This is a genomic window from Priestia sp. YIM B13491 (genome assembly GCF_042787605.1).
Classification (GTDB): Bacteria; Bacillota; Bacilli; order Bacillales; family Bacillaceae_H; genus Priestia; species Priestia megaterium_E.
The window spans coordinates 14,074-38,866 of the sequence record NZ_JBHZOR010000011.1 but is presented as its reverse complement, the minus strand read 5'-3'; the positions used below and the strand labels follow the sequence as shown (position 1 = coordinate 38,866).

The window sequence follows — 24,793 nt, the reverse complement described above, 5'->3', positions numbered from 1 at the left end:
CTACTCATTCTTTTCTGAAGGTTTTTTCTTTCGTAGTGACACAATAGGCTGTGGCTCCATTGGTAAATCTTCTATTTTTTCCTTAGAAAGCGTAACAGCAGGTTCCGTCGATATAGGATCCACTTCCAGAACTTGTTCTTTCTCTTCTAAAGCAGGCTCGACAGCTGCCGCCGTTTCCTTCATTCCCTGTGCTTCTTCTTTATGAATAGAACTCTTCCATGAAAGGGTAAGCATCGGTTTGAAAGGCGTATGGGCTACTGGTTGTTCCTGTTCTGGCCGTTTTCTCTGTTTTTTTGAAAGGGTAATCGTTGCAAAAGAATCTTTTTGATGTTCAGTCTCTTGCTTCACGCCTTCTTTTTTACTTGGTTCAACTTCATCAACGGATGCTGCAGCAATGCCTTTTGGTGACTCAATAGTTGAATCCGTTTTCCTTTCTAAGGAAACCGGTGCCTCTGGCTGCGCTCGTAACGGGGCCTTTGGTTTCTTAGGCTGTAATTTCTTCACTTGTTTCGGTTCATAGGTTTCACCTTGTAGATAAGCCCGAATCATGACATCAACTTCAGATTGATGATGGCCATTTTTAGATGACAACTCTTTTACTTTGGCTTTTGTCCAAGCATCAGCCTTGGCTTCTTCCGTTGCATGTTTGTATCGTGCTTTTTGTCCATTCGGCATATAACGATCTAACGGAGGTAACTTGGCCACACATTGTACGATTTCATCCACACCGTTTACATTATCTTGTGTACGAATGACCGTTACCAAGTCAGGCAAATTTCGAAAATACGATTCCGAAAAAAGAGGCTGATCTTTTTTGGTGCCTTGAACACTGAACATTTTACTAGCTGCAACTGCACCTTCTGCCCCTTGTCGGCAAACAAAGAAATTCCCCTGAACTTCTGTTAGGGCATTTTTAAGCTCTTGATCCAGTTGATGCATGGATTGTGTACCGATTCCCAGCGACAACCCTTTTTGACGTTGTTCCGCAATGATACGAGGCAGAATCGTCATTTTCTCCAGTCTGGCAGCTTCGTCAAATACAAACTGATGCATTAAAGGATTAGGCATTCTTGTATCAGCCACTCGGTAATACAAGTAGGTGAGAAATCCACCAATTAACCCTGTTTCTTCTTCGCTTAATCCACTAAAGTCATAAAAGATAATATGACCTTGGTCCATCCATTCACGGATAGGAAGAGTGAATTCTTTTTGACCAAACATCCGACGTAATAATGGATTAGCTGAGAAGGTATCTAAGCGATTAAATAACGCAATGCGACTAGCATCAATTAAATCTTCTGCTTCATTCTCCCAAAAATCTAATACGTCATATGCTTCAACATTGTCCTCTAGACGATTCAAAATCCGTTTTCTGAACGTAAAATCATTGACTAATGGTTTTACACCCAAAATTGTATGCTGACCTTCTACGTCCAATACAAGGGTTTTAATACAGTTCACCAAAAGACGTTCCGTTTGTTTCGCCACTTGGAAGTTTTCACCGATAATCCGCATGACGATTTGTGTGACTCGTTCAGGTGATTCATCCGGAAAACGATGAAGCAAATTTAAAGCTGGTGGATATTCCGTATCTTTAAAGGAGATCCAATGAACTTTATCCCAGTTAATAGTCGCCCCGTCATATTCAGCTTTTAGCATTTGATTCAATAAAATCATGGCTGTATTTCTTGCAGGATCACCAAATGAGAAACCAGGTGATGTTTTGTTTTCCATTCCTTGCTTCATAAATTGATGAACATAACTCATCAGCACATTATTGAGCAGCGTTGATTTCCCAGAGCCTGTCACACCAAGCAAGGACCAATGCTTCTGAAGAACACTCATTAAAATCCTGATCGTGCGATCTTTGACAAACGGATGATATTGTACACCGAAATCGACAGACCCCTCTTCATGACTCAAAAGATGGTCTGGAAGAAGTTCTTCACCACGTTTCGAATGCGGGACCTCTTTTGCAAGCTTTTGCATAATCGTTCGTTCATCAAAGTGTGGCAAATGAAGAAGGTTTGCAAGCTCTCCACCCGTCCATGTCATACGATACGGACTCATAGTTGGATACCATTGAACCGCCTTTTTCCACTTCTTGTACTTCAATTCATTTACATGATGCAAAATAGAATTAATAGCGTTGGCCATACTTTTTACAACAGGTACACCAGGGTAGTACTCGGAAGCCATGGACACTGTACAGTCAAAAGCTACTTCATTGCCTGAGTAACGATGTTTTAAGCCTACTAATTCCTCTTTATCAAATGCAGACTGATCTCTGAGAGGCCTATCCCCTTTTAAGTCCTTTTCAAGCTTCTGGATGGCTTTTCGGAGCTTCCACCCATCATTAGGGGTAAAGCCTACTTGTAACCATGTACCAGGCTTCATATGCGAAATGATACCGGGTAGTTGATCTGACTTATACCGTGAAAGAGGAAGTGACTTTTTCAAATTATTGCTTTTTAATTTCAATCGCCCGCCCACGGCCTTTTTTTCTGGAAATTCTAAGTCATCCGCCGGAAAGAACGTTAAATTCGGATAGACACTCTGAAAATTGGACTTAATGGCTTCTAACTGATTCTTTTCGGCTCCCATATAGAAACGGTATTGGATCCCTGCAGATTCATCTACTACGTGGTGGATAAGAAACGAAAAGCGTTCCTTTCCAAGAAAGAGCCTTTCAATCCACCTACGCTTTGTTCCATGAATGCGTCTCATTAATTGCCCTAACATTTCTTTCGACACGCCGTCATCTGCATGTGGCAGCAATTGAACATACTCAAACTGTCGTTGAATGCGAAAGACAGCACATATCCATCGAATCACAAGAAATACAAGCAGCAAGACCAGTAGGAACTGAATGCCATGAATAAAGAGTGTCAACCAATGCTGGATGATTTCTGGACGGTATGGCAGAAGAGATAAAAGCAATTCCTTCTTCCAAATACCAATGCCAGCCAAACCAAGAACAGCAATCGCTCCCCCCTGCCTTGGATGTTCAATCAGTTGATCCAGGATATCGTCAAAGATGGTCGATTGTTTTTTAGATGGTTTTTGTTGCATTTTGTTTCCCCTCCTTGCGAAGAGAGGAAGGAAAAGAGCTATGAAGTTTTCGAGGAACGAGGTTCATAGGGTGTTAGTTTCCGAGTTGTAGTAAAGTACGTTTCTAGGGTGAAGTGCATCGGTTCGTATGGTTGCCAGCATGTGTAAGGCCATGTTGGTTTGACGCTAGGTGCGCCCGCCGCCAATACGAATGACTGATACAAATAAAAATAGGAGTACTAGTAGGACTTCTCCCATCGGTACATGATTACTAGCGTAATCAATGTTACCTCAGGGAAAGTATCTTGAAAAAAGTAGGATGTTTATTGCTTACTTCCATGATATTCCTTCCCTACACGTGCTTCAAGGGATTTCCAGAGAAAACAACCTAATACCTAGTAGAAGTTTTACTACATAGCCCTTTAAGGTCACATTTTTTAACAAAACTGTAATAAAACCTCCTATTTTTATTACTTTCATCCTAATGCATATTTGTCACGAAACATGTGCACATTTAGTCAATTATGTATGAGCTATCCTATTAAGTCATATACCAACTCAAGCTTTAATTAGACATTGACAAAAACGAGGTTGCGATTGCCTTTTGTTCACCGTTTTTATACAATGACAGTGATTATTCTGTAAGGAGAATAGTTACGTTCGTGAGTCGCATCAAGAAAGGAATTTAGATCTTTTCTTGATGTTTTTTTATGAACATCAATCCTCTGTTTTCATGAAAAGTTTGAACTGATTCAAGCTCGAAGTAAGATCAAAAGCAGCATGATTTGTATAATGCTTGCGTCTTTGGCGAGCCGACTCTTCACGTTCTAGCTCTCTTAATTTAGCAACTTGCAGCTTTCGATCCACTACATGCTTTTTCTGCAATATCTCTTCTAACTCCATGCCCACATGAGACAACATAACGTCACTTAAACGCTCAATTTCTTCCACAAATTGAGTCAATTGAGCAGATCGATACTTCTTGAAAAGCCCTTTCATTACCCCAAAGAGATACTTAAAGAAAACATCTTCCCCTTGGAAATCTCCTGCAAGCACAGAACCTTTTTTCTGAACCGTTAAGCCAACAGCCTCCACGGATAAGCGTACATAATGCGGAGTAGACGAAATAGAACGATAAGAAATAGCAAACTCTTTAAAGGCTAACTGAACCTTCCCCCAGGCCCTAAAGATAAAACGACCATCTGTAAAACCCCGGTTAAACAACGCACTAGTAAAGGCGGAAGGAACATTCCCCGGAATAGGTGACGTCTGTAGAGTAGTAGAATACGTAGACGGTAAATTTAAGATACTATGTTCAGAAGAACGAGCAAACTCTATACCCTGAGAAAGCGATAGAGCCGTCCCACCCACCACCGTATCTTTAATTGTATTTGAATTGAGCCCATTATTTTTAGGAGCAGCGTCTTGCTCTTTTTTTGAAGCTTCAGATTGCGCTCTACGCGCTTTTACTTCGTCAACGATACATAACTCTGTTGAAGCCCCTCTCCCTTTACCAGAGACCTTTTTCGAAAGGATTTCTTGTTCTTCCAATCTAGCAATCACTTTCTTAAACGTAGCATAAGGAATTTTCTTGTCAGCATTCACACTTGACGTAATTTGCTCAGCAAGATCACGTTGTGATCCTGATACACGTCCTCCCTGAGCACGAATAAATGCTAATACGTCTCCTTCCCACTCTTGAATGTGGCTATATGTACGTTCTTCACGTGGTTTCGCTTCTTCCCAAATGACATAGCTAAATAGCATGCCCGATAACTCACGAATTTTTTTCGCAGATGGAGCATGAAAACGGCCGTTGTATGCACTCTTTACTTTTCGTTTAACCTCAATTTGGCGCATTTGAGGCGTATTTTTTTGATTCCAGTTATGTAAGTATGCTTCTGCTGTTTTTTCATCGTATCCAGCTGCCTTGTAAGTCAGAGCAAGCGTGTAGCAAGCCGTGTCACGTTGACCTTCATGTACACCTTCTAGGATTTTTTGAACAGCAGGATGCTTTAAAAGAGTTTCATAGCCTTTGCAGAACCCTTTTTTGTATGTATGTACGTCTTGTTGATCTTGCTCTTGAACCATTTGGAACCATTCACATAACGAATCAAACGATACCCGTTCCTGTGAATGAAAGACTGTATTTTCCTCCGTAGGTAAACGGAATAGTCGCTCTGGACCAATCGCATGTACGTCCCCTTTTAACATCTCAGCAATACATGTTTGGATACGACTATAATGAGCATTCAACTTGTCCGAAGCCCGTTTTGACTGTTCTAAAAACCAGTGAACATGAAACCCTTTAGAAGGGGTTTGAACGATTAAAGAAGGCATCGGAAGTCCTGCTTCTGTAATCAACTCTTGCACGTCCGGAAGAGTCATCCCCTCGTTCTCACCGTTCTTTGCATCAATATCAATAGACATCGCATTGATCCAACGTAGCGTACTTAAACGACGTAGGTCATTCCGATAGAACGTATTGGGCGTAAAATATGTATAGTCTTTGCTGACATTAAATAACGAACCATAGGTACGAACGGCTTTTGTGGTTTCTTTTGTAAAATCTTTTGATACGAATACCCAACCTAAACGGCTACTATAACCGTTTTTTTTCTTTTGTGTTTGTTTTTTTGAATATTCCGTCAACTGGTTTCCATAGATTTGTTGTGCAAGGTTTCTCATTACCTGTGTCCCTCCATTTACTCGGAAACACAAAAAGCGTCGTTTACCGTTAAGTGGTAAACGACGCTTTTATATATAGAGAAACCCTATAAATTTAGCGTTACCTGTTCAAATTAATCACTCGTAATATCTTGATTATATTTTCTACTTGTAGTAAAATTCCAAGTAGGAAAATACATTATGTACGTTGAATACGTACATTGAGTGAAAAGCTTGAGCAGCAGTTTACCGTAGTGTCGTTACGGTGAACGATTAGATAGGATTGCCGTCCGATTCTAATCGCTTGAGCTTTTTGCTTTTTTTTCCGTTCATTTAGTTGTACTTCTATGATACTGCTAAACTTAACCACTTTACAAGTATAAAATAAAAAAACACAACCATTTTATTCTAAATTATCTGACAAATAATCGCGCAATCTATTATTTCTTACACTGATTCTTAATACCTTGTTTCCTTAAAATGTGTTATAATACTGGTGTATTATTTATCGAGTATTATGTTACAGAAATACGCCTTTAATGCTGTAGGGTATGTTCAAAACGCGTAGAATCTCAAAAGATTCTACGCGTTTTGTCGTTTTTTTTAAATACAATACTTTATCTTTAAGTATGTTGAATTTTATTATATTTTAAAGAATTAGGTTATAATTAAAATAAGGTTGCTTTAGTTTAACTAAAGTTCAACTTAAAATCACATAAATTCCTATATACATAGGTTTGTATCTTTTAAGTTGAACTTAAAAACCTTCAAAATAACATATATAACTAAAAAATCACCTTTCAAGTTCAACTAACTAAATCAATTGCAAAGAAAGATTAAAATTCCAACATAATAGTTTAACTCAAGTTCAACTATTATGTCTTTTCGGTTTAATAAACCTTATTTTCAAAGTATATTATAGACACTTTCAACCTTCTAACATATGTAGTAACATTAAAAAAACACTCTCTATAAAGAAACAAATTAAAAGATTTTGAATTTGAAAAGAGGATATATTATGCTGATTACATAATAGTTCTATATAGGTTTTAAATTAGGTTCTAACTATTATAGTGCTGATAATCAACTCTACATAAGTTCGATAGTTACATTGATAGGAAGAGAGGTAAAAACATGAGTACTGATGATAATCAAGTTAAAAATCAAGCTGTTAAAGAGCAACCAGAAGAACGTGAATATATTATAAAAGATATAGCAGAGATTTTAGAAGAAGAGCCACATACCATACGTAACTGGTTAAAAGAACTTGAAGGCTATATTCCTTTCACAAAAAAGAAAAATGGATATCGTATTTTTAAAAAAGATGGATTGGAAAGATTTCAATTAATTAAACATCTAAACCGAGATCAAGAGTATACACTTAAAGAGATAGCTTTATACCTTGATACTGGAGGAGAAGCATTCAAACCTGTTCCAGAAATAAAGGCTGATTCCATATTAGCTGATGAAATGAGAAGAATGAGAGAACGTCTTGATCAGTTAGAGGAACGTGATAAAAAACGGGACGAAGTACTTATGAACTTAGCAGAACAGCTAACTAAGCAAAATGCTTATATAGAACATACCTTACAAGAAAGAAATGAAAACCTTACTGCTGCTATGCGTGAGATGCTAGAGGGTAAAAAGCTCACCGCAGTGAGTCAGCATGAAGAACAACCTACTAAGAAAGGTTGGTTACAACGATTATTAGGTAAGTGAAATTGCAGAAGCGAGCATTCAAACACATACAATTGCTTCTCAGTAACCTTTACTTTTAAAGTAATAAGATAATTTTTATAATCGATAAAAAATAACACAATAAAAGGATCTTATCTCATTATGTGCAACAAAAAAACCTTGTTCTTCTAAGGACAAGGTTTTTTTCTATAAAAATATGAATACCTTGAACAAAGACCGCCCATTATGCATAGTTTATAAGGCGGTCTTAACTATATTCATGCTATATGTTTATGGTCAATATATCGACATTATTCTAAAAAGACGTCAGGTAAAAAAAGCAATGGCCAAAATCGTTGCTAAACAAGCTAAATAGATATTCCCACTCCAATCTCTCTTTCCTTTTTCGTCCACCAAATAGCTATTATAAGAGCCTTGAATTGGTTCTATTTTAAGCTTACGTTGTTGCTGAACCTCTTCATCTAAAATCAAGCCGTATTCCTCCATTGTTTGATAGTTGTACGGCAGGAAACGTCCTTGTTCGTCTCTCAATCGGTTGCTGACGTCTCGTTGACTCTGTTTGTTCTTCATTGATAAAAAGCTGCTGTTCGGGTTGAATAATTGTTTCTGATATTGTTCTGCTATTTGTTGATGTTCCAAATAGTGTAGGAGCATTTGAAGACGCTCCTTTTCGCTCACTGTTATCACATTCCCATCCTCCTTTCTCTTCAATAATAGGCTCTTGCTCCATCCATAACTGGTGGGAAGAATGTTTCCACGGAGAGGAGGGAAGAGGGACGTCACTCATTTTATACTTTTTCATTAGTGCTAAGAAAATAGGATTGTGGGCTGCTGTAAAAAGCGCACATCTCATAATTTGATTTCGGTCTAACTCGGTAGCCTGAAAAAGATGATTTACATATGTACGATAAATAGAATGATACCGCACCGTTGGTCGATAAGTGCCTACTTGATTTTTGGGCTTCTTATTTTGCTTCATACGCGTTTTTCTCTTTCAATATGACCTTCTAACATCTGTTTCCCCTCTAAAGTTAAATAGACGTCTTTTGGACTTAACAACGAGATTGCTAATTCTTTTGCCATTTAATTCGCTCCATTCATGTTAGTTTACAATGACGTCTTGCTCTGACGTCTTATTAAATGTTATGAGCCGATGCTTGTCCACTATGCCTACTTAAATAATCATTTATGTATATTTTTGTAGGCAGTTTGGAAATACTGTTAATACATAAAATCTAAAATGAAGGAGCTAGTTGATTACTAATGAATTTTTTCGGTTTAGGAAAACCCTATAAAACCAAATTGGGAAAGTATCTTGAATCTAAAGGAATTAGTGTTACATGGTTAGCAAAAAAGACTGGTTTAAATAGAAATACCATAAATAAGTTAGTTAACGAAAGTAAAGATTATTCCCCCAAGCTAGTGACAATTAAGAAAGTTATGAAGGTAATAAACACTGAAATTGATAAAAATAAGAAAATACATGATTTTTTTGATATTTGACATATAAATACTAAAGATATACGCTATCATTGATATTAAAGCTTTTCAGTTAACGTTTCATCAAAGTTTCGTCTATGCTATAATCAAATTTTTTTAGAGTACATAAATAAAGCCTTAAAATTTTACATAACCTCTTAAAAACTTAATAAATATACTTATCTATATACCATTAAAAATATCTATTAATATATAATATAAAAACTACATGCTTTTTTATAAGAACAGCTGTATAATCGCTGAACTTCAACGTACCAAAAACACCTAATTTTAAAATTAGGTGTTTTTGGTTTAACTTTTAATTCTGACTTCTTTTTTAACTCATCAATTAAACACATCAAATGGAGCTCCATTTTCTTTTTGGCTTATTTCAATGGCCAGCACCCATTTATATATATGATTAAGTGTAAAACCTTTTTTTTTCAAGTCCTTTGGGAAACAGTCTGGATGATCGCGAAGCCAATAAAGACGTTCAAGAGCTTCTGGCATGGATCCGAAACTATATAGAGATTTACTTCTCACCTTTTTTCCTTCACGATAAGTTTTTTTTATAAATAAATAAGTTTTCCCTTTTGATTTTTGCTTTGCAAGATACCCAGGCTCTGTTGTTTTCACTTTCATAAAACCAGCTCCTTTTTGGGTTTTACTACACATTTAAAATTTAAAAATGTAGTAAAACTTTCTAATTCTTCACACGTAAAAGGTTTCACTCCAAGCAACATCATAAACAATTTTTTCGTATCCTTCTCCGCAATCATTATTCATATTGCTTAACATATCATTAGGGTATTTCAGAAAATGAGGTAAAGCTAAGCGATAATAACTTTCTTTCATCTTCATTTTTGAAGCCTCAACTTAAAGAGGTCTGTTTATAACATTATACGATATCGTATATAGTATGTAAATAGCATTTATTTATTTTATTCGGTATTGTATAATTGAATAAAAATATCGGAGGATATACATGTTAAAAGTTCGACCACGCTTAAAAGAACTAATGAAAGAAAAAGGTATCACACAGGCTGTTTTATCGGAAATGACTGGCATTCCACAACCAAGCATTTCACGTTTTGATAGAAACATTCAACATCTTGATTGGCATGTGTTTACTATCGCTAAAGCTCTAGGAGTAACCGTAGAAGATTTATTTGAGATTGAAGAATAATTCTTCATCATTTCACTTTTCATATGCGTTACCTTATGAAAATATAAAAAAGATAAATATAATGTTAGAATCAAATTATCTCGTTGTTCAACTTGCTAAAAAGCAGCCAAAATAAAATATTTTGGCTGCTTTTTAGTTTGTGCTTATAAATTTATTTAAACCTAAGATTAATTTAGGAGTAATTTAATATCTATAGAATAATTCTTATTAACCTAATGCAATTATATAATTTATGGTTCCATAACCTTTATTTACTAAAGTATAAGCTGGGTAGTATAATAGTCATGTGAAACAGTTATATTTATGACATTAATCTTTTTGAGGTGAGGGTTATATAGGCCATGGAGACTATTCGTAAATTGAAAGATTTAAAAGAGTATCAAGAACAGTATATAGCTGAAAGTGAGAGGTATGGTCAAAGTAAGGTACGGTATACTCAAATGGTAAATTCAACTACTTTTTATTTAAGTGAAGAATTTAACTATGAGGGGAGAAAGCTTTTATTAACTGAATTGAAATCTTCGGGTTGTGTCTCTCAAAATCAAATTAAAACATTAGAAGAATTGCATGAAGGTATTTATGAAGATTACTCAGATAACTTTAATGAGGATGTCTCTAAGTTAGCCGTATTTAATTTTTGTAATTTAGTACAACAAGTATTAGAGGGCTTTGATAATGAAACTAAGCTTATGAGATTTGTAACATTAAAAGAAAAATTCAAAAAGAAATAATAATATGGAGGGATTCTATGTTCTCCTTTATGGTTTTAACTAAAGATATAAATATGGATAATTTGAAAAAGGCCGAAGAACATTTCTCTTTTAAATTTGCTTCTGGAAGTGACACTTTTATTTCAGGGTTTAGTTTCTTTAATAATTTAAGTATAACTTGTGGTAGGAACTCCATGAAGTTTGCTCTGTATGATAAATATCTTTCTAAAGATAAGGAGTCCTTGATCAATAGTTATTTCTCCGACAAATTTGTTGGAGAGATTGATGGTATTTCAGTTGAGGATAAACAAAGTCATCTATTTATAGATCAAATCGCAGGCAGAGAAAAGGTTATGTATTAGGATCGGGAGGATTTTTATGACAACTAATAAAAATGTAGCTAGAGAAAGTTTTATAAAACAGATTGCTGTAATACTAGATGAAATGGGCCTAAAGTATAAGAAAATAGAATCAGAGGGTATGTCTGGTTTTGAGTTTGGTTTTGAAAATGATTATGAAGAACCTTTAGACTTAGCCTTGTACATATCTGAAAAGCCTTATAGGATAAATTTTATAGTACCTAACGTAGTAGATTTAGACATGTTGAAAGACGGTAAGTATGTAGAGGTATTGAAGAAAATTAATAATATAAACTCAGAAAAGATTCTATATGGTTCTTTAGGTATTGCTGATGAAATAAATAGTGTTATATATAGTAATGCAGTTTCTTTAGAAGGAAGAAGTAGTATTGAACAACAAGAGCTAATGGATTATATCTTGTATTCTGTATTTATTACCGAGGCAGCTATAAAGGAAATTAATCAGTTTTTATACAGAGAAGATCTTAGGGTAAAATAGTATTCCGTTTATGAATAATATAAATAATAAAAGTGATGATAAAAAAGAATTTGATATTTATGAATTTATCCAGAAGCTAATACTTGCAGTAACTTTTGTAATTTTTATGGTTATCCTTTTTAATGAGCATTATGATGATTTAGGTTTTATGGACTATGTTAACCCTATTTCTTTTATTGCATCTATGGCAATACTATTGATAACTATAGTTAATAAAATTAAATTAGATGATTCAATTATAGATAGTGATAAAAAAGTGCATATTCGATTGATGTATAAGATAATAAGTGGCTTTTTATTTGTATCTATTTTATTGATTGTTTGTTTAATGCTAAAGTTTTTTGCTATTAGTACTAGACCAAGTGACTTATTAGGCATTGTTGCTTTGGGTATAGCATTATCTACTGAATTTATTGCTATCAAAGTAACTTCTCAAATGACAAAAAAATCAAAGAAAAAATTTAAAAACCGTTACAATGATTTTTATAATGATTCTGTTAGATAATTTGGTTGCAGCTCAAAGAATCTATGACAATTGTAAGTAATCCCTTGAGCTTAGCCATACTGAGAGCATTACTCAAAAGAGACATGTTTAATATGAATTATCCCTTAAGAAATATAGACTTTAATCTCAGATAATATTCATTCCATGAAAACGAAGAATTGTTAAACAAGATTATGGAAGATAAGTCTTTAAGTGCTTATGAACTACATCTAATATAAATAAGTTTTAACGGTTATAGTTTGGATTTATTATAAGATGTTAAAGTAATTATATGGTTTAAAAAATAAAAAGCTACCTTGGCAGTGTAGAAGCTGAACTGCACCCCAATTGTTAGACAAAGAAACTCTAATGATTTTTGGAGATGGTACGATAAACTGGACACTAAATTAAGAGAAAAAGGTGATTCGGTTTATGGGTAGAAAAGTTTATGATCGTCAATTTAAAATAGCTGCCGTTCAGTTGGTGCTGGAAGAAAATCTATTTGTAAAAGAGGTTGCGAAAGAATTATCTATTCATCCAAATACGCTATATCGTTGGATAAGTGAATATGAAGAATATGGGGAAAGTGCGTTTCCAGGCCATGGAAGCGCACTTTATAATTCCCAATATGAAATGAAAAAGCTCAAGCGTGAGAATGAAGAACTTAGAAAAGAGCTTGATTTATTAAAAAAGTTCCGGGTCTTCTTGAAGAAAAAGAATGTGTAAGATTTCAATTCTTAAAAGAAAATAAACACAACTATAACATCAAGAAGGCTTGTAGAACGTTAAACATCTCACGATCAGGTTACTATGAATATTTACAGAGAAAACCTTCTAAAAGAGCTTTAGAGAATGAAGTGTTACGTGAGGAAATACAGGAGATATTTAAGGAACATAAGGGGCGATATGGATCCTTAAGAATTACAAAGGTTCTTGAAAGGAAGGGAATCAAGGTAAATCGAAAAAGAGTAGGAAAACTGATGCGTCAAATGAACCTGTATGCGAAAGGAAGTCGGTATCGCTATAAACGTTATAATAAAAAATCACCTTCTATAGAAAGACCCAACCTCTTAAATCAAGTTTTTCACACAGACGGACGAAATAAAATATGGGTCGGTGATATTACCTATATTCCTACTCAAAAGGGCACTTTATACCTTGCGGTATTTGTGGATATGTACTCGAGAAAAGTGAGTGGTTGGTCTATGAGTACACGGATGAAAGATTCTCTTGTGATAGACGCTTTTTTACAAGGATATAACAAAGAAAATCCTCCAATAGGATTAATTATCCATACAGACCAGGGATCCCAATATACAGGTAGTAATTTTCAAGCCATACTGAAAAAGTATGGTGCTGTTTCAAGTGTTAGTAGAAAAGGAAATCCTTATGATAATGCGTTAATGGAATCTTTTTATAAGACCATAAAAAGAGAGCTCATTCATGGTGCCAAATTTACGACACCAGAACAAGCTCGAAAAGAAGTATTTAAATATATAGAGCTCTATTACAATACCAAAAGAATACATTCTTCTCTGCATTATCTTTCCCCTATTGAATACGAAAAAGCTTATTCATCATAGTAGCCTAACTTAGTGTCCAATAAATATTGACAAGTCCAGTTTTTTTGTGGGTACAAAGCATGTGCATTTAGATATATAGTAATCTATTTAATTTACATTATATATAATATTGATTCATTATATACTTGGATTCAATCTGTTAGTCGAATATAAACTTAAGATTTAATTTACTTTTACTATAAAAGCAACTCGTTTGGGTAGAAAATTGTTCAAAATAAATTCTTTATCCTTGCATCTAAGTCAACTTTTCTACATACTTTCATTCAAATTTCATGTCAAACCAAAGCTATAGTGTTGAATCTTATAAATGAATAAGGGAGTGATGATTGTGTCTAGGAGACTAAGCGCACAACAAAAAACGGCTGTAGAAACGACTGAGGGGCCATTATTGATCATAGCTGGACCTGGGTCAGGTAAGACGTTTACATTAGTGGAACGTATTTTATATCTCATTGAACATAAGCAAGTTGAACCACAAAATATTTTAGTAGCTACTTTCACTGAAAAAGCAGCTAATGAGTTAGTAACTCGCATTTCAAATAGGCTCCATGAAGCTGATATCAAATTTAATCTTAATGAGATGTATGTTGGTACAATCCATTCTTTATGTCTTCGTATACTAGAAGAAAATAGAGAATACACACGATTAAAGAAAAACTACATATTAATGGATCAATTTGATCAACAGTATATGCTTTATCAAAAATTAAATCTTTTTTTAGAACTCCATGAAATTGAATCTCTTTTAAATTTTAATACATCTCGTTGGAAACAATCACAAGAATTATTAAAATGGATTAACAAATTAAGTGAGGAAATAGTTAATATTGATGAACTAATCGCTAGCGAGGATACAAGGTTAAATGTTTTAGGACAGTGTTACAAAATCTATGAGCAATTATTAATTGAAGAAAATGCATTAGATTTTTCAACAATTCAACTCGAAACATATAAGCTCCTTCAAAATCATGAAGAGGTAAGAAATAGTCTAAATGAAAAATTACACTACTTAATGGTCGATGAATTTCAGGATACGAATACAATTCAAGAGAAGTTGATGTTTTTACTAGCAGGTAAACAGCAAAATATTTGCGTTGTTGGTGATGATGATCAAGGTTTATACCGATTTAGAGGGGCTACAATCCGTAATATTTTAGAATTCGAAAAAAACTTCTCAAAAGATGTTTGTCAACAAGTAGAACTTTCTACTAACTATCGTTCGAATCCGGAGATTGTTCAGTTTTATAATCAATGGATGGAACAGAACAATTGGTCAAAAAATGGTACCACCTATCGTTTTCATAAAAAAATTACAGCACACGAATCGAACAAGGTAAATCAAAAAACAGTTGTTAAAGTTTCGGGAGAAAATGGCCTAAGTAATTGGGAGAGTGAAGTATATTTATTTCTCCAGGCGATGAAAACGGAAGGTAAAATTTCGGATTGGAATCAAATCGCCTTTCTTTTCCGTTCTGTAAAAAATTCGAAAGTTCTGAGTCTCTCCCGGTATTTAGAAGAAAGAGGCATTCCAGTTTATTCTCCTCGCTCCAATCTATTCTTTGAGAGACAAGAAATTCGATTAGCAATAGGTGCAATCCTATTCTTGTTTCCAATGTATGGAAAACTAAGACAATGGAAAGATAACGCTTCTCTTGCTGAGTGGGATTTTTATGATGCTTGTTTATTAGAATTTGCAGAAGAATTAAGAAAGCCAGAAAATCACAATTTGTTAAATTGGTGTAAAGAGAAAGCTAGAGCCCATATGAATCTAAATAAAAACTTAGACTATGCGTTTTCGGGATTATTTTATCAACTTATTCAATTTGAATTGTTTAGTAATTTATTGAGTGATAATATATTTACCGTTAAGGATAGCAGGGAAGTACGTAATTTATCTCAGTTTTCTAAATTGCTTACTAAATTTGAATACCTTCATCATATTTCGGTATTCACACCAAAAAATATTGGTGATTCAGTAGTACGTTTTTTCAACCAATATATAAGGTTCTTATTACAAGGTGGCATTGACGAATATGAGGATGATTCTGAGTATGCACCAAGTGGCTGTATATCATTTTTGACAATTCACCAATCTAAAGGTTTAGAATTTCCTGTAGTTATTGTAGGATCTCTAGAATCTACACCTAGAAAACAATATACAGATATTGATGCGTTATTACAAAATAAATTTTATCAGAAGCCACCTTTTGAACCAATTGATCTTACAAAAATGTATGACTTTTATCGTTTGTATTACACCGCGTATTCAAGAGCTCAAAATTTACTAGTTTTAAGTTGTCAGGAGAACGTGGCAAGTGGCTCAGGAACACGAAATATACCATCTAAATACTTTACTGAATCCTATCGTCATTTAAAAAATTGGCGAGATGAGCCAACAATTTATGATATCGAATTAGTACAAGTGAAGGATGTTAACATTAAGCGAGAGTATTCTTTTACATCTCATATAAACTTATTTGAAACATGCTCCTTACAATATAAATTTTATAAAGAACTCGGTTTTGCACCTGTACGTCAAGGGGCAACCATTTTTGGTACATTAGTTCATCAAACAATAGAGGATATCCATAAATCTGCGCTAAAAAACGAAGCACACTTAATTACTGTAGCGAATATTGAAGATTGGTTTAACACTAACTATCAGCATCTTTCTAAACGTGAGCGTGTATACCTAGCACCACAAACACAAGAGGCTGCATTGAAACAAGTAAAAAGTTATGTAGAAAAGCAAAATAATGATTGGTCGCATATTCAAGAGGCAGAAGTTGATGTATCCTTAGTAAAGGATAAGTATATTCTCAAGGGAACAATTGATTTAGTAAAAGGTGATGGAGATACAGTAGAAATTGTCGACTTTAAATCTGAAAAGAAACCAGATTTGGTGAAAGAACAAGATGCACTTTATCGTTATAAGAGACAACTTGAGGTGTATGCCCATTTGGTAGAAGAACGGACAAACTATAAGGTAAGCAAAATGCATCTTTACTATACAGGAGAAAAAGACAGTAATCCATATGTTACATTTGAAAAGGATACATCCGTAATCAATCAAACGATTAAATCTTTTGATCGAATTGTCGATCGTATAGAGAATCATGATTATACAATTAAACAGAGACCCAAAAAACACTGTGGAAACTGCGATCTGCGTTTTTACTGTGATCGAAATTTATGAGGTGAAATTAATGAGTAACGAACAAGAATTACAAAATGTAGAAGAATATGAATTTGAACCAATTAAGGGCTACCCTATGCTAAATTGGAAGGGAAAAAGACCATATACATCAACGCAGTATTATCCAGCTCAATTAAAAGAGTCTTATGGTCATTCGGAAAGTGATTGGATGAATAAAATTTTTTGGGGCGATAACCTCCAAACAATGAGTCATTTATTAAAAAAATATAGAGGTAAAATTAGACTGATCTATATTGATCCTCCTTTTGATTCAAAAGCAGATTATAAGAAAACAATTAGTCTTAGAAGTAAAAAAATCAGTAATGATCAAAGTGTGTTTGAAGAAAAGCAATATAATGACATTTGGTCTAACGATGAATATTTACAGTTTATGTATGAAAGGTTAATTTTGTTAAAAGAACTACTAAGTGAGGATGGAAATGTATTTTTACATTGTGATGATGCCAAAAACTATCAACTTAGAATGATGATGGATGAGATATTTTCAGCAGATAACTTTAAAAATGAGATAATTTGGAAAAGATCTACTTCGACAGGTTTATCTACCAAAAGATGTGGAACACTACATGATACAATTTATTGGTATTCTAAGTCAGCTAATAATGTATTTAACATGCAATATCATGAATATGATGAGAAATACTTAAAAAGAGCAAAAACCGATGAAAATGGTAGAAAGTACATTCCTATTCCTACAGGAAATCCTGGTCCTCGTCCTAATTTATATTATGCATATAAAGGTTATTATCCACATGCAAATGGTTACAAATGGACTTATGGAAAAATGGAAAAGTTCGAAAAGGAAGGACGCCTAATTTTCCCAAAAAATAAAGAAGGACGCATTCAATATAAACAGTATTTGGATGAAATGGAAGGGGTAAAACTTCAAGACCTATGGCTAGATATTCCAGCTGTAAATCCTGTTGCTCAAGAGCGAAATGGTTACCCTACACAAAAACCAGAAGCTCTATTAGAGCGTATTATAAAAATGGGGTCAAATGAAGGCGATATTGTATTTGATTGTTTTATGGGTTCAGGAACTACACAAGCAGTAGCAATGAAATTAGATAGAAAGTTTATAGGGGCGGACATTAATCTTGGGGCAATACAGGTTACTACTAAACGGCTATTAGGGGTTCTTAATGAAAATTCAGATACCAAGCCTGGATTTGAAGTATATAATGTCAATAATTATGATATATTCAGAAATCCACTACAAGCAAAAGAAATACTGATTGATGCTTTGGAGATTCAAAAGCTAGATAGCTATAGTTATTTTGATGGTGAAAAAGATGGTCAAATGGTTAAAATTATGCCAATCAATCGTATTACAACAAAGGCTGATTTAAATGATTTAATAACTAATTTAGACTATAAAACCTTTGAAAAACGCCAAAAAGAAAATCCAAATCAATATGTGGAAGATATTTTATTAGTTTGTATGGGACATGAAAAAGACTTAGCAGCAGCATTAAAAAAAGAAATTCCATATAAGATTAATATTACAGTAGTAGATATTTTACGTGATAGAGCTAATCTGGAATTCAAACGGGATGCTGAAGCTTTAATTAAAACAGATGGAGATAAATTAATTATACAAAATTTCTATCCAATGAACTTACTTCAAAAATTAAGTATCATGAAAGAGAACGTCGGAGATTGGAAAGAACTTGTCGAATCAGTGATGATTGATTGGAATTACGATGGAGCAATATTAGAACCTAAGGAGATAGATATACCTTTGAAAACAGAGCTGGTTAAGGGTATTTATGAAATTCCAAAAGATGCTGGTACTATTCGTGTGAAAATAACGGACCTGTTGTCTGAATCATTAGAGGTGAGTATTGAAAATGAGTAAGAAGAATTCTTTTGCTTTAGATTTTGCTTTTCATACACACCTATGGGATTTCTATTTTCAAAACAAAGTACGTATTCGTACAAAATATAAGTTGTTGTCAAAGAAGTTTTTAGATTTTAATGATTATCAAAACCCAACTTCTTTTTTACGTCAACCACAATTTGAAGCGTTAGAGATGTATATTTTCTTAAAAGAATATCAGAACAACAATAAAATACATGATATATTTACTGACTGGTATGAGAGAAAAAACGGTTTCGAAAAACGCGAAGACATGGGACTTGATAAAAACGAACAAATGTCTTTATTTGCGTTAGAATTGGACCAGTATAAGAGTGTGTTTGCTAGAATGAAGAAGTTTGAATTAACCTATGCCAACTACATTTTCGCGTTAACTATGGGTACAGGTAAAACCATTTTAATGGCTACTTGTATTTTTTATGAATTTTTATTAGCTAATAAATTTCCTAAGGATAAACGCTTTTGTCATAATGCAATTGTTTTTGCACCAGACAAAACTGTATTGGAATCTCTACGTGAGATTCAAACTTTTGATAAATCAAAAGTTATCCCGCCAGAGTACTTAACTTGGCTAGATAGTAATCTAAAGATTCATTTTCTAGAAGGTACTAGTACAACTTTAAATACTATTGACCGTTCAAAATATAATATTATCATTTCAAATACACAAAAGATTATTCTAAAGCGTCAACATAAGGAAAAATCAAAAGTCGAAACATTATTTGATTATACCCCATCAACAGAATCAGTTTATGATCAACTAGGCGATTTATATGGTTTTGAAGAACCTTCAGAAGAAGGAGAATTACTAAGCAACCAAAGGTTTTCTAAATTAACTCGTTTGGGGAATTTAGGCGTATTTATTGATGAGGCACATCATGCTTTTGGTGATGATCTAGCGAAGGATATGGGATTAAAAGCAGCTAAAACAAGTCTTAGATTGACGATTAATGAATTAGCAGCTTCCCTAGAGAAATCTGGAACCTCGGTGATTGGATGTTACAATTTTACGGGCACACCATATTCGGGTAAAGAGGTTTTCCCTGAAGTAGTTTACTCCTATGGATTACAAGAGGCTATAAATAAAGAGTATTTGAAAAAGGTTCATATCGAAGGTTATACAAATCCAAAATCTAAAGAGTTTCTTAGAATAGTAGTAAAAGATTTCTGGGAGAAGTATAGCAACCATCGATATGAAGGAATGTTACCTAAATTGGCTATTTTTGCAAGTAATATAGAAGAATTACAAAATGATTTGAGACCAGAATTAGAAGAAATCTTAAATGATCTAGATGTTCCAATTGATAAAATTTTAGTGAATGTTGGTGATGATAAAATCACCTCTAATGATGAAATTAGAGAATTCAATAGGCTAGATTCTCCTGGATCTAATAAGCAATTCATCTTATTGGTGAATAAAGGACGAGAAGGTTGGAATTGCCGTTCTTTATTCGGTGTAGCACTATATCGAAAGCCTAAATCAAAGGTATTTGTATTGCAAGCCACAATGAGATGTTTACGAGCAATTGGACCGATGCAGGAAACAGGACAAGTTTATTTATCAGAGGAGAACTTAGAGATCTTGGATGATGAGTTAAATAAGAACTTCCGTTTAAATGTAGAAGATTTAAATAAAATGCAAACTAATAAAGAAAAATATAAAATCAGGTTAGTTCCACCTCCTGTTAAAGTTACATTAAATAGAACACAAAAATTACACTCATTAAGAGAGAAAACTGTTACAGATGTAATTGATTTTGAATTGGATAAAATTGATTTAACGAAATATCAATTGAGAAGAATTAGTCAGGAAGGATTAAAAGGTATTCGGAAAATCAGCGAAGATTTAAAAGCTGAAAGAGATAAAAGGCAATTTAGCCAATACACCTTAGTAGCTGAAATTGCTAAATACCTTAATAAATCCTGTATTGAAATAGAAAAGCATTTATTAAATTCATCACCTGGCTTCGAACAACTTGTAGAATTAGTAAGTGATTTTAATGAAGTATTGTATGATCATATTATCCCTAAATTCTTTGAGTACCTTTATGAGTTAAAACCGTATGAAAGTAGAGAAGAATATCATATCGATTTGGTTAAGGAGCCAAAAGATGGTTATTATCAGGTTACTGCAAAGCCAGAGCTAGTTGCAGAACTATCTCAACTCGAATATGAAGCTTTAAGAGAAAAGAGCTTTCATTTAGACACTTATTGTTTTGATTCAAAACCTGAAAAACGTTTTTTTGAAGATGTTGTTAATTTACAGGATGTTAAAAAAATCTATTTTACTGGTATGTTGACTCACGGCCAAACAGATTTTTATATTCAATATATTGATCCGGACTCCAACACTGTAAGAAATTATTATCCCGACTTTTTAGTTGAGAAGACTAATGGAGACTATATAATTGTTGAAGTTAAAGGTGATAATAAAATTGAAGATCCGATAGTCTTAGCTAAAGAACGTGCAGCTAGAGAAACTGCGACTGCAAGCAGAATGGAATATAAAATTATTAAAGGTAGCGAAGTAATGAATGGAGAATCTAATAATATTCTTTAAAGTTCATTATATGTTTTACTCCTTCGTTATCTATTAAAAATCCTAAAATTTTCAAAAAAATTCGGACTATCGAGTATATTTTACATCTAGTGTTCAGGGCATATTGTATTTACGGGATAGATTATAGGATATCTTAAAGAACATCCATATTAATTGGTTCAAACTATTTTATAAAATCTAACTGAATAAGTTAATAAAAAGAACTCATTTTGATTAATCTCTTTTCAAGGTGAGTTCTTTTGTTTTGGCTTTAAATCTTCGGTTAGACGATGTTTTTGATTAAATTTTATTTTACAACTACAGTTAATATACAGAAGAAATTAGAGAATTGTATTTAATTTCTAAAAAAAACTATTTTTTCTAGATAGAGAGATTTCCCCTTATATTCATTCAAGTAAATAGTGAAGTAGTTGGGGAAAATATATGTTATGTTATTTGCTCTTATTAATTACAAATAGTCAATCTTACTTCTTATCGTATACCACTCTATCTTCTACTTATCTTTTAAGAAATTATTGTATTTATAATATCCCAATATAAAATTTACAGATCTTTAGCGAGAATTCATTTTTAATATTATAATCTTTGCTAAAAATACAAAATCAATTTCTTTTGTAATAAGAAGTAAATGAATAAACTTACTTATAAAAATAAAGATTTTACCATTTATAGTTAGTGACAACAAATATAGTATTTTTCTATAATTCTCGTAAGTCTAAAAAGGTACACCTATTTAGATGGTAGAAAAACTAATGACAAAACATCTATTTATATTCTTAAATGCACCTTTTTATAAGTTATGTCATATAGTCATATATAGTACGAATATAGAAAAGACCGCCTTATAAACCAAAGGCGGTCTTTGTTATTTATATTTTTAATTATTCTGTGTCACTTTGATTATCTTCTAAGTAAGAAAGTTTTTGTTCCAATAGATTTTTTGGTTCATTTAGAGCCTCTGTTTTTGGCTGTGTTGGAAAAGCTTTTTTTACCTCTTCAGGTGCATTTAAAGGACTATAAAATTGCGTACCCTTGTTGATTAAGTCAGCAAAAAGTCTTACTGAGGTTCTCATTTGGTTTAAACCCTCTGTATCTATATCTTTATTACCCTTAAGGAGTTGAAGTTCTGCATCTACAATTGTGTTCATTTGATCATTAAATAATCCTTTTACAAATTCTAATTGTTCTTTGTTGGATTGTTGAAGTTCCAATTGTTGTTCTAACAGATTTTGAGTAATTTGTACTTGATAAGATTTTTCCTTAACATTCATCGCAGTAGTAATTAATTCTCCCAAAAAGCCAACTACTGCACTAGACCCCATTATTATATCTATCCATAAAGAACCAGTATCAAAATTTTGGAGCTCATATTCATCTTGAAAATTTTGAGTTGCTAAACCCGTATGCATAGCATTATCTAGCTCTTTAAAAAACTTACTTAAATCATTTAAGTCATTATATTGTGGTAATTTTATACTCACAACATTTTCTTCATGTTCAGGTATTGAATTGCTAATAAGTTTTTGATAACCATCTACTTTTTCTCTAGCTGTGTCAATTATCCTCTTAATTGCTTGATGATGATCTTGACTAAGTCTCATTTTATCTTCACTGTTTCTTGATAGGTAAATGCTCTCAAAAAATTTTAATCTTTTGATATCCTCATCGAAAATCCCTAATACTGCAAGATTATCAATAGCATTTATTGCTCTTTGTAACCCATATACATGGTAGTCCCCATTACTGAGCTTCTCTTCTGAATACTGAATAAGGTAGCCGTATTTTTTTAGTAAATCTCTTATCTCTCTTAATCTCACTAACGTTTCCCCCTGTAGTTTCAATTATACTTTTAAAATTTAACATAAGTTCCATGAAATAGCTCGAATTTGATTTACAATAGTTTTTTTCTTATTCATCCTTAGTTAACATAGCCATAAATATGTTTAGTTTCATTTTTTACAATATCATTAGATAATAACTAACGTACTTTATTAAAAATAGTTACAGCATTTACCTACCTTGTAGAAAAACTGCGTATTTGTCGTCATTTTGAGTAAATAATAAAACTTTAATTTATATAAGTTAGTTACAACATTTACATATTCAATATAAGTAATATTGATTTTTAACTTTGTATTAGTATAAGATAATGTGTCATTACGCAATAGAAAGATCCAGATATTTCTACTATATGCTATAAAAAATTATGTAATAAATTAGAAAGTGCTTAATTCCAAAAACACTAAACAATAATTAATATTTCTCTTCTGTAAGTGGTCTTTTTTCTGTAGTTTTAAAATAATAAAATTTGTATTCAAAGAGTTAGTCATACGAGAAATAAAAATTAATTTCGCCAGAGAGTGTTTCTCTGCATTTTAAAATCACCAGGTGAGCCGTTATTAGTCTAAAAAGACGGTTGTTGTGAGGGAAATCTTTCTATGTGAAAGAGGCTTCTAAATCGCTAATATTGATTTTGTTTTTTTGTGAATTGATGCTATTTATTTATCTTTAAATAATCTCCACTTAGCTTAGCTAACGTTGTAAAGTACTTCGAAGTAAGATCTTCACGCTTGAGTTCTTTCTTTATTATTAATTAAGTACTTAACGCATATTAGTATTAAACATTTAAAAACCGAACACATATATTAGGTGCTCGGTTTTTAGTTTTGGTTTACTATTCCTTAAGCTTGTTCAAGGTTTTCAATCACTTTGAGGAAAGCTGTTAGGGAATTACTGTCTGAAGCTATATGAGAAGCCTATTTATTCAGCATTCGTATCGAAAAGCAATTCATGAAGATGACGGGTATCCAGATATTCTTCAATTAATAATATGCCTGTTTCTCCCGTATGAATCGAGAAAAGCACTCGATTATCATAGGACTTTCCTGAAAAACTTGTCCCTTTTGCATGAATTTCGACAAAGGCTCTATCGCCATCTGCGAAAACACCCAGTACGTCAACGTCACCGCCTCGTGCTGCTGCTGGGCTAACCGCCTTGATCAAGTCACCGATTTCATTAGGACCATACTTACGAGCAACAGGAAACCCTCGGTTATCACCTAAGACTTTCCATCCGGCATCACTTCCTTCAAACATGTCTCCAATACCTATAACATTACCCTTAAATAAAGTTTCCAGAAACTTTTTGGCTATCTCTCTGGTCTTCTCAGTTTTTTCATTTAACATACTTCAGTTCCTCCTATTAGGTTACTATTTCTTTATAATAAACCTCTATATTTATATATAGAACTAATTAGTTCCGTAAATAGTATAACAAGATTTATTATAGAACTCAACATCACTGAATTGTTTTTATAAAAATGGTAGGACTTCTTATAATAAGTACGGTTGCTTAGAATGAACAATCATATATTCGTGAGGCTTTCAACTGAGTAAATGTATACACTATATATTCGCGTTT

The 24,793-nt window shown here is 33.1% G+C and carries 18 protein-coding genes; 11 read left to right on the top strand and 7 right to left on the bottom strand.

Annotated features, from left to right (window positions below; genetic code table 11):
• The gene (locus tag ACFX4E_RS24695; protein WP_377579956.1) at nucleotides 1-3,072 is read right to left on the bottom strand and encodes a TraM recognition domain-containing protein; all 3,072 of its coding nucleotides are present in this window, start codon (nucleotides 3,070-3,072) and stop codon (nucleotides 1-3) included.
• Nucleotides 3,073-3,768: 696 nt separating this feature from the next.
• The gene (locus ACFX4E_RS24690; protein ID WP_377579954.1) at nucleotides 3,769-5,739 is read right to left on the bottom strand and encodes a primase C-terminal domain-containing protein; all 1,971 of its coding nucleotides are present in this window, start codon (nucleotides 5,737-5,739) and stop codon (nucleotides 3,769-3,771) included.
• Nucleotides 5,740-6,852: 1,113 nt separating this feature from the next.
• Here ACFX4E_RS24690 and ACFX4E_RS24685 point away from each other — a divergent pair.
• On the top strand, nucleotides 6,853-7,437 hold the full coding sequence (locus ACFX4E_RS24685; RefSeq protein WP_377579952.1) for a helix-turn-helix domain-containing protein: 585 nt from the start codon (nucleotides 6,853-6,855) through the stop codon (nucleotides 7,435-7,437).
• A gap of 285 nt (nucleotides 7,438-7,722) precedes the next feature.
• Here ACFX4E_RS24685 and ACFX4E_RS24680 read toward each other — a convergent pair whose 3' ends face one another.
• The gene (locus ACFX4E_RS24680) at nucleotides 7,723-7,887 is read right to left on the bottom strand and encodes a hypothetical protein (RefSeq protein WP_336079128.1); all 165 of its coding nucleotides are present in this window, start codon (nucleotides 7,885-7,887) and stop codon (nucleotides 7,723-7,725) included.
• A complete protein-coding gene (locus ACFX4E_RS24675; protein ID WP_377579950.1) occupies nucleotides 7,874-8,395 on the bottom strand; it encodes a hypothetical protein in 522 nt (173 codons plus the stop codon). Before ACFX4E_RS24675 ends, ACFX4E_RS24680 begins: the two co-directional genes overlap by 14 nt.
• 284 nt (nucleotides 8,396-8,679) lie before the next feature.
• Between ACFX4E_RS24675 and ACFX4E_RS24670 the strand changes: the two genes are divergently transcribed.
• Nucleotides 8,680-8,919: a helix-turn-helix transcriptional regulator gene (locus ACFX4E_RS24670; protein ID WP_225049902.1), complete on the top strand. Its 240-nt coding sequence runs from the start codon at nucleotides 8,680-8,682 to the stop codon at nucleotides 8,917-8,919.
• Between the two features lie 321 nt (nucleotides 8,920-9,240).
• Here ACFX4E_RS24670 and ACFX4E_RS24665 read toward each other — a convergent pair whose 3' ends face one another.
• Nucleotides 9,241-9,537 (bottom strand): hypothetical protein, encoded by a 297-nt coding sequence (locus ACFX4E_RS24665; RefSeq protein ID WP_377579948.1) that lies wholly within the window; start codon nucleotides 9,535-9,537, stop codon nucleotides 9,241-9,243.
• Between the two features lie 343 nt (nucleotides 9,538-9,880).
• Between ACFX4E_RS24665 and ACFX4E_RS24660 the strand changes: the two genes are divergently transcribed.
• The 9 genes from ACFX4E_RS24660 (at nucleotide 9,881) to ACFX4E_RS24620 (ending at nucleotide 21,372) form a co-directional block, all read left to right on the top strand.
• Nucleotides 9,881-10,081 (top strand): helix-turn-helix domain-containing protein, encoded by a 201-nt coding sequence (locus ACFX4E_RS24660; protein ID WP_194758312.1) that lies wholly within the window; start codon nucleotides 9,881-9,883, stop codon nucleotides 10,079-10,081.
• 341 nt (nucleotides 10,082-10,422) lie between these two features.
• On the top strand, nucleotides 10,423-10,812 hold the full coding sequence (locus tag ACFX4E_RS24655) for a hypothetical protein (RefSeq protein ID WP_377579946.1): 390 nt from the start codon (nucleotides 10,423-10,425) through the stop codon (nucleotides 10,810-10,812).
• Nucleotides 10,813-10,829: 17 nt separating this feature from the next.
• Nucleotides 10,830-11,153 (top strand): hypothetical protein, encoded by a 324-nt coding sequence (locus ACFX4E_RS24650; protein WP_377579944.1) that lies wholly within the window; start codon nucleotides 10,830-10,832, stop codon nucleotides 11,151-11,153.
• Nucleotides 11,154-11,169: 16 nt separating this feature from the next.
• On the top strand, nucleotides 11,170-11,649 hold the full coding sequence (locus tag ACFX4E_RS24645) for a hypothetical protein (RefSeq protein WP_377579943.1): 480 nt from the start codon (nucleotides 11,170-11,172) through the stop codon (nucleotides 11,647-11,649).
• A 10-nt stretch (nucleotides 11,650-11,659) separates the two neighbouring features.
• Nucleotides 11,660-12,154 (top strand): hypothetical protein, encoded by a 495-nt coding sequence (locus ACFX4E_RS24640; protein WP_377579941.1) that lies wholly within the window; start codon nucleotides 11,660-11,662, stop codon nucleotides 12,152-12,154.
• A 411-nt stretch (nucleotides 12,155-12,565) separates the two neighbouring features.
• A protein-coding gene (locus ACFX4E_RS24635; RefSeq protein WP_377579939.1) for an IS3 family transposase occupies nucleotides 12,566-13,716 on the top strand; the annotation gives its coding sequence in 2 pieces (ribosomal slippage) (nucleotides 12,566-12,818 and nucleotides 12,818-13,716; 1,152 coding nt in all).
• A 322-nt stretch (nucleotides 13,717-14,038) separates the two neighbouring features.
• Nucleotides 14,039-16,912, top strand: a complete 2,874-nt coding sequence (locus ACFX4E_RS24630; protein ID WP_377579969.1) for an ATP-dependent helicase — start codon at nucleotides 14,039-14,041, stop codon at nucleotides 16,910-16,912.
• Between the two features lie 10 nt (nucleotides 16,913-16,922).
• Nucleotides 16,923-18,791 (top strand): site-specific DNA-methyltransferase, encoded by a 1,869-nt coding sequence (locus tag ACFX4E_RS24625; RefSeq protein WP_377579937.1) that lies wholly within the window; start codon nucleotides 16,923-16,925, stop codon nucleotides 18,789-18,791.
• Nucleotides 18,784-21,372, top strand: a complete 2,589-nt coding sequence (locus ACFX4E_RS24620; protein ID WP_377579935.1) for a TnsA endonuclease N-terminal domain-containing protein — start codon at nucleotides 18,784-18,786, stop codon at nucleotides 21,370-21,372. The genes ACFX4E_RS24625 and ACFX4E_RS24620 overlap by 8 nt, the downstream gene beginning before the upstream one ends.
• A gap of 881 nt (nucleotides 21,373-22,253) precedes the next feature.
• Here ACFX4E_RS24620 and ACFX4E_RS24615 read toward each other — a convergent pair.
• Nucleotides 22,254-23,189: a hypothetical protein gene (locus ACFX4E_RS24615; protein ID WP_377579933.1), complete on the bottom strand. Its 936-nt coding sequence runs from the start codon at nucleotides 23,187-23,189 to the stop codon at nucleotides 22,254-22,256.
• A 943-nt stretch (nucleotides 23,190-24,132) separates the two neighbouring features.
• The gene (locus tag ACFX4E_RS24610) at nucleotides 24,133-24,558 is read right to left on the bottom strand and encodes a nuclear transport factor 2 family protein (RefSeq protein WP_377579931.1); all 426 of its coding nucleotides are present in this window, start codon (nucleotides 24,556-24,558) and stop codon (nucleotides 24,133-24,135) included.
• Nucleotides 24,559-24,793: the final 235 nt, after the last annotated feature.

Coding starts and splice junctions, on each gene's coding strand:
- ACFX4E_RS24685 (WP_377579952.1), top strand. CDS start 6,853: ATGAGTACTGATGATAATCAAGTTAAAAATCAAGCTGTTAAAGAGCAA.
- ACFX4E_RS24620 (WP_377579935.1), top strand. CDS start 18,784: ATGAGTAAGAAGAATTCTTTTGCTTTAGATTTTGCTTTTCATACACAC.
- ACFX4E_RS24695 (WP_377579956.1), bottom strand. CDS start 3,072: ATGCAACAAAAACCATCTAAAAAACAATCGACCATCTTTGACGATATC.
- ACFX4E_RS24665 (WP_377579948.1), bottom strand. CDS start 9,537: ATGAAAGTGAAAACAACAGAGCCTGGGTATCTTGCAAAGCAAAAATCA.
- ACFX4E_RS24610 (WP_377579931.1), bottom strand. CDS start 24,558: ATGTTAAATGAAAAAACTGAGAAGACCAGAGAGATAGCCAAAAAGTTT.
- ACFX4E_RS24640 (WP_377579941.1), top strand. CDS start 11,660: ATGAATAATATAAATAATAAAAGTGATGATAAAAAAGAATTTGATATT.
- ACFX4E_RS24675 (WP_377579950.1), bottom strand. CDS start 8,395: ATGAAGCAAAATAAGAAGCCCAAAAATCAAGTAGGCACTTATCGACCA.
- ACFX4E_RS24655 (WP_377579946.1), top strand. CDS start 10,423: ATGGAGACTATTCGTAAATTGAAAGATTTAAAAGAGTATCAAGAACAG.
- ACFX4E_RS24650 (WP_377579944.1), top strand. CDS start 10,830: ATGTTCTCCTTTATGGTTTTAACTAAAGATATAAATATGGATAATTTG.
- ACFX4E_RS24660 (WP_194758312.1), top strand. CDS start 9,881: ATGTTAAAAGTTCGACCACGCTTAAAAGAACTAATGAAAGAAAAAGGT.
- ACFX4E_RS24690 (WP_377579954.1), bottom strand. CDS start 5,739: ATGAGAAACCTTGCACAACAAATCTATGGAAACCAGTTGACGGAATAT.
- ACFX4E_RS24670 (WP_225049902.1), top strand. CDS start 8,680: ATGAATTTTTTCGGTTTAGGAAAACCCTATAAAACCAAATTGGGAAAG.
- ACFX4E_RS24625 (WP_377579937.1), top strand. CDS start 16,923: ATGAGTAACGAACAAGAATTACAAAATGTAGAAGAATATGAATTTGAA.
- ACFX4E_RS24645 (WP_377579943.1), top strand. CDS start 11,170: ATGACAACTAATAAAAATGTAGCTAGAGAAAGTTTTATAAAACAGATT.
- ACFX4E_RS24630 (WP_377579969.1), top strand. CDS start 14,039: ATGATTGTGTCTAGGAGACTAAGCGCACAACAAAAAACGGCTGTAGAA.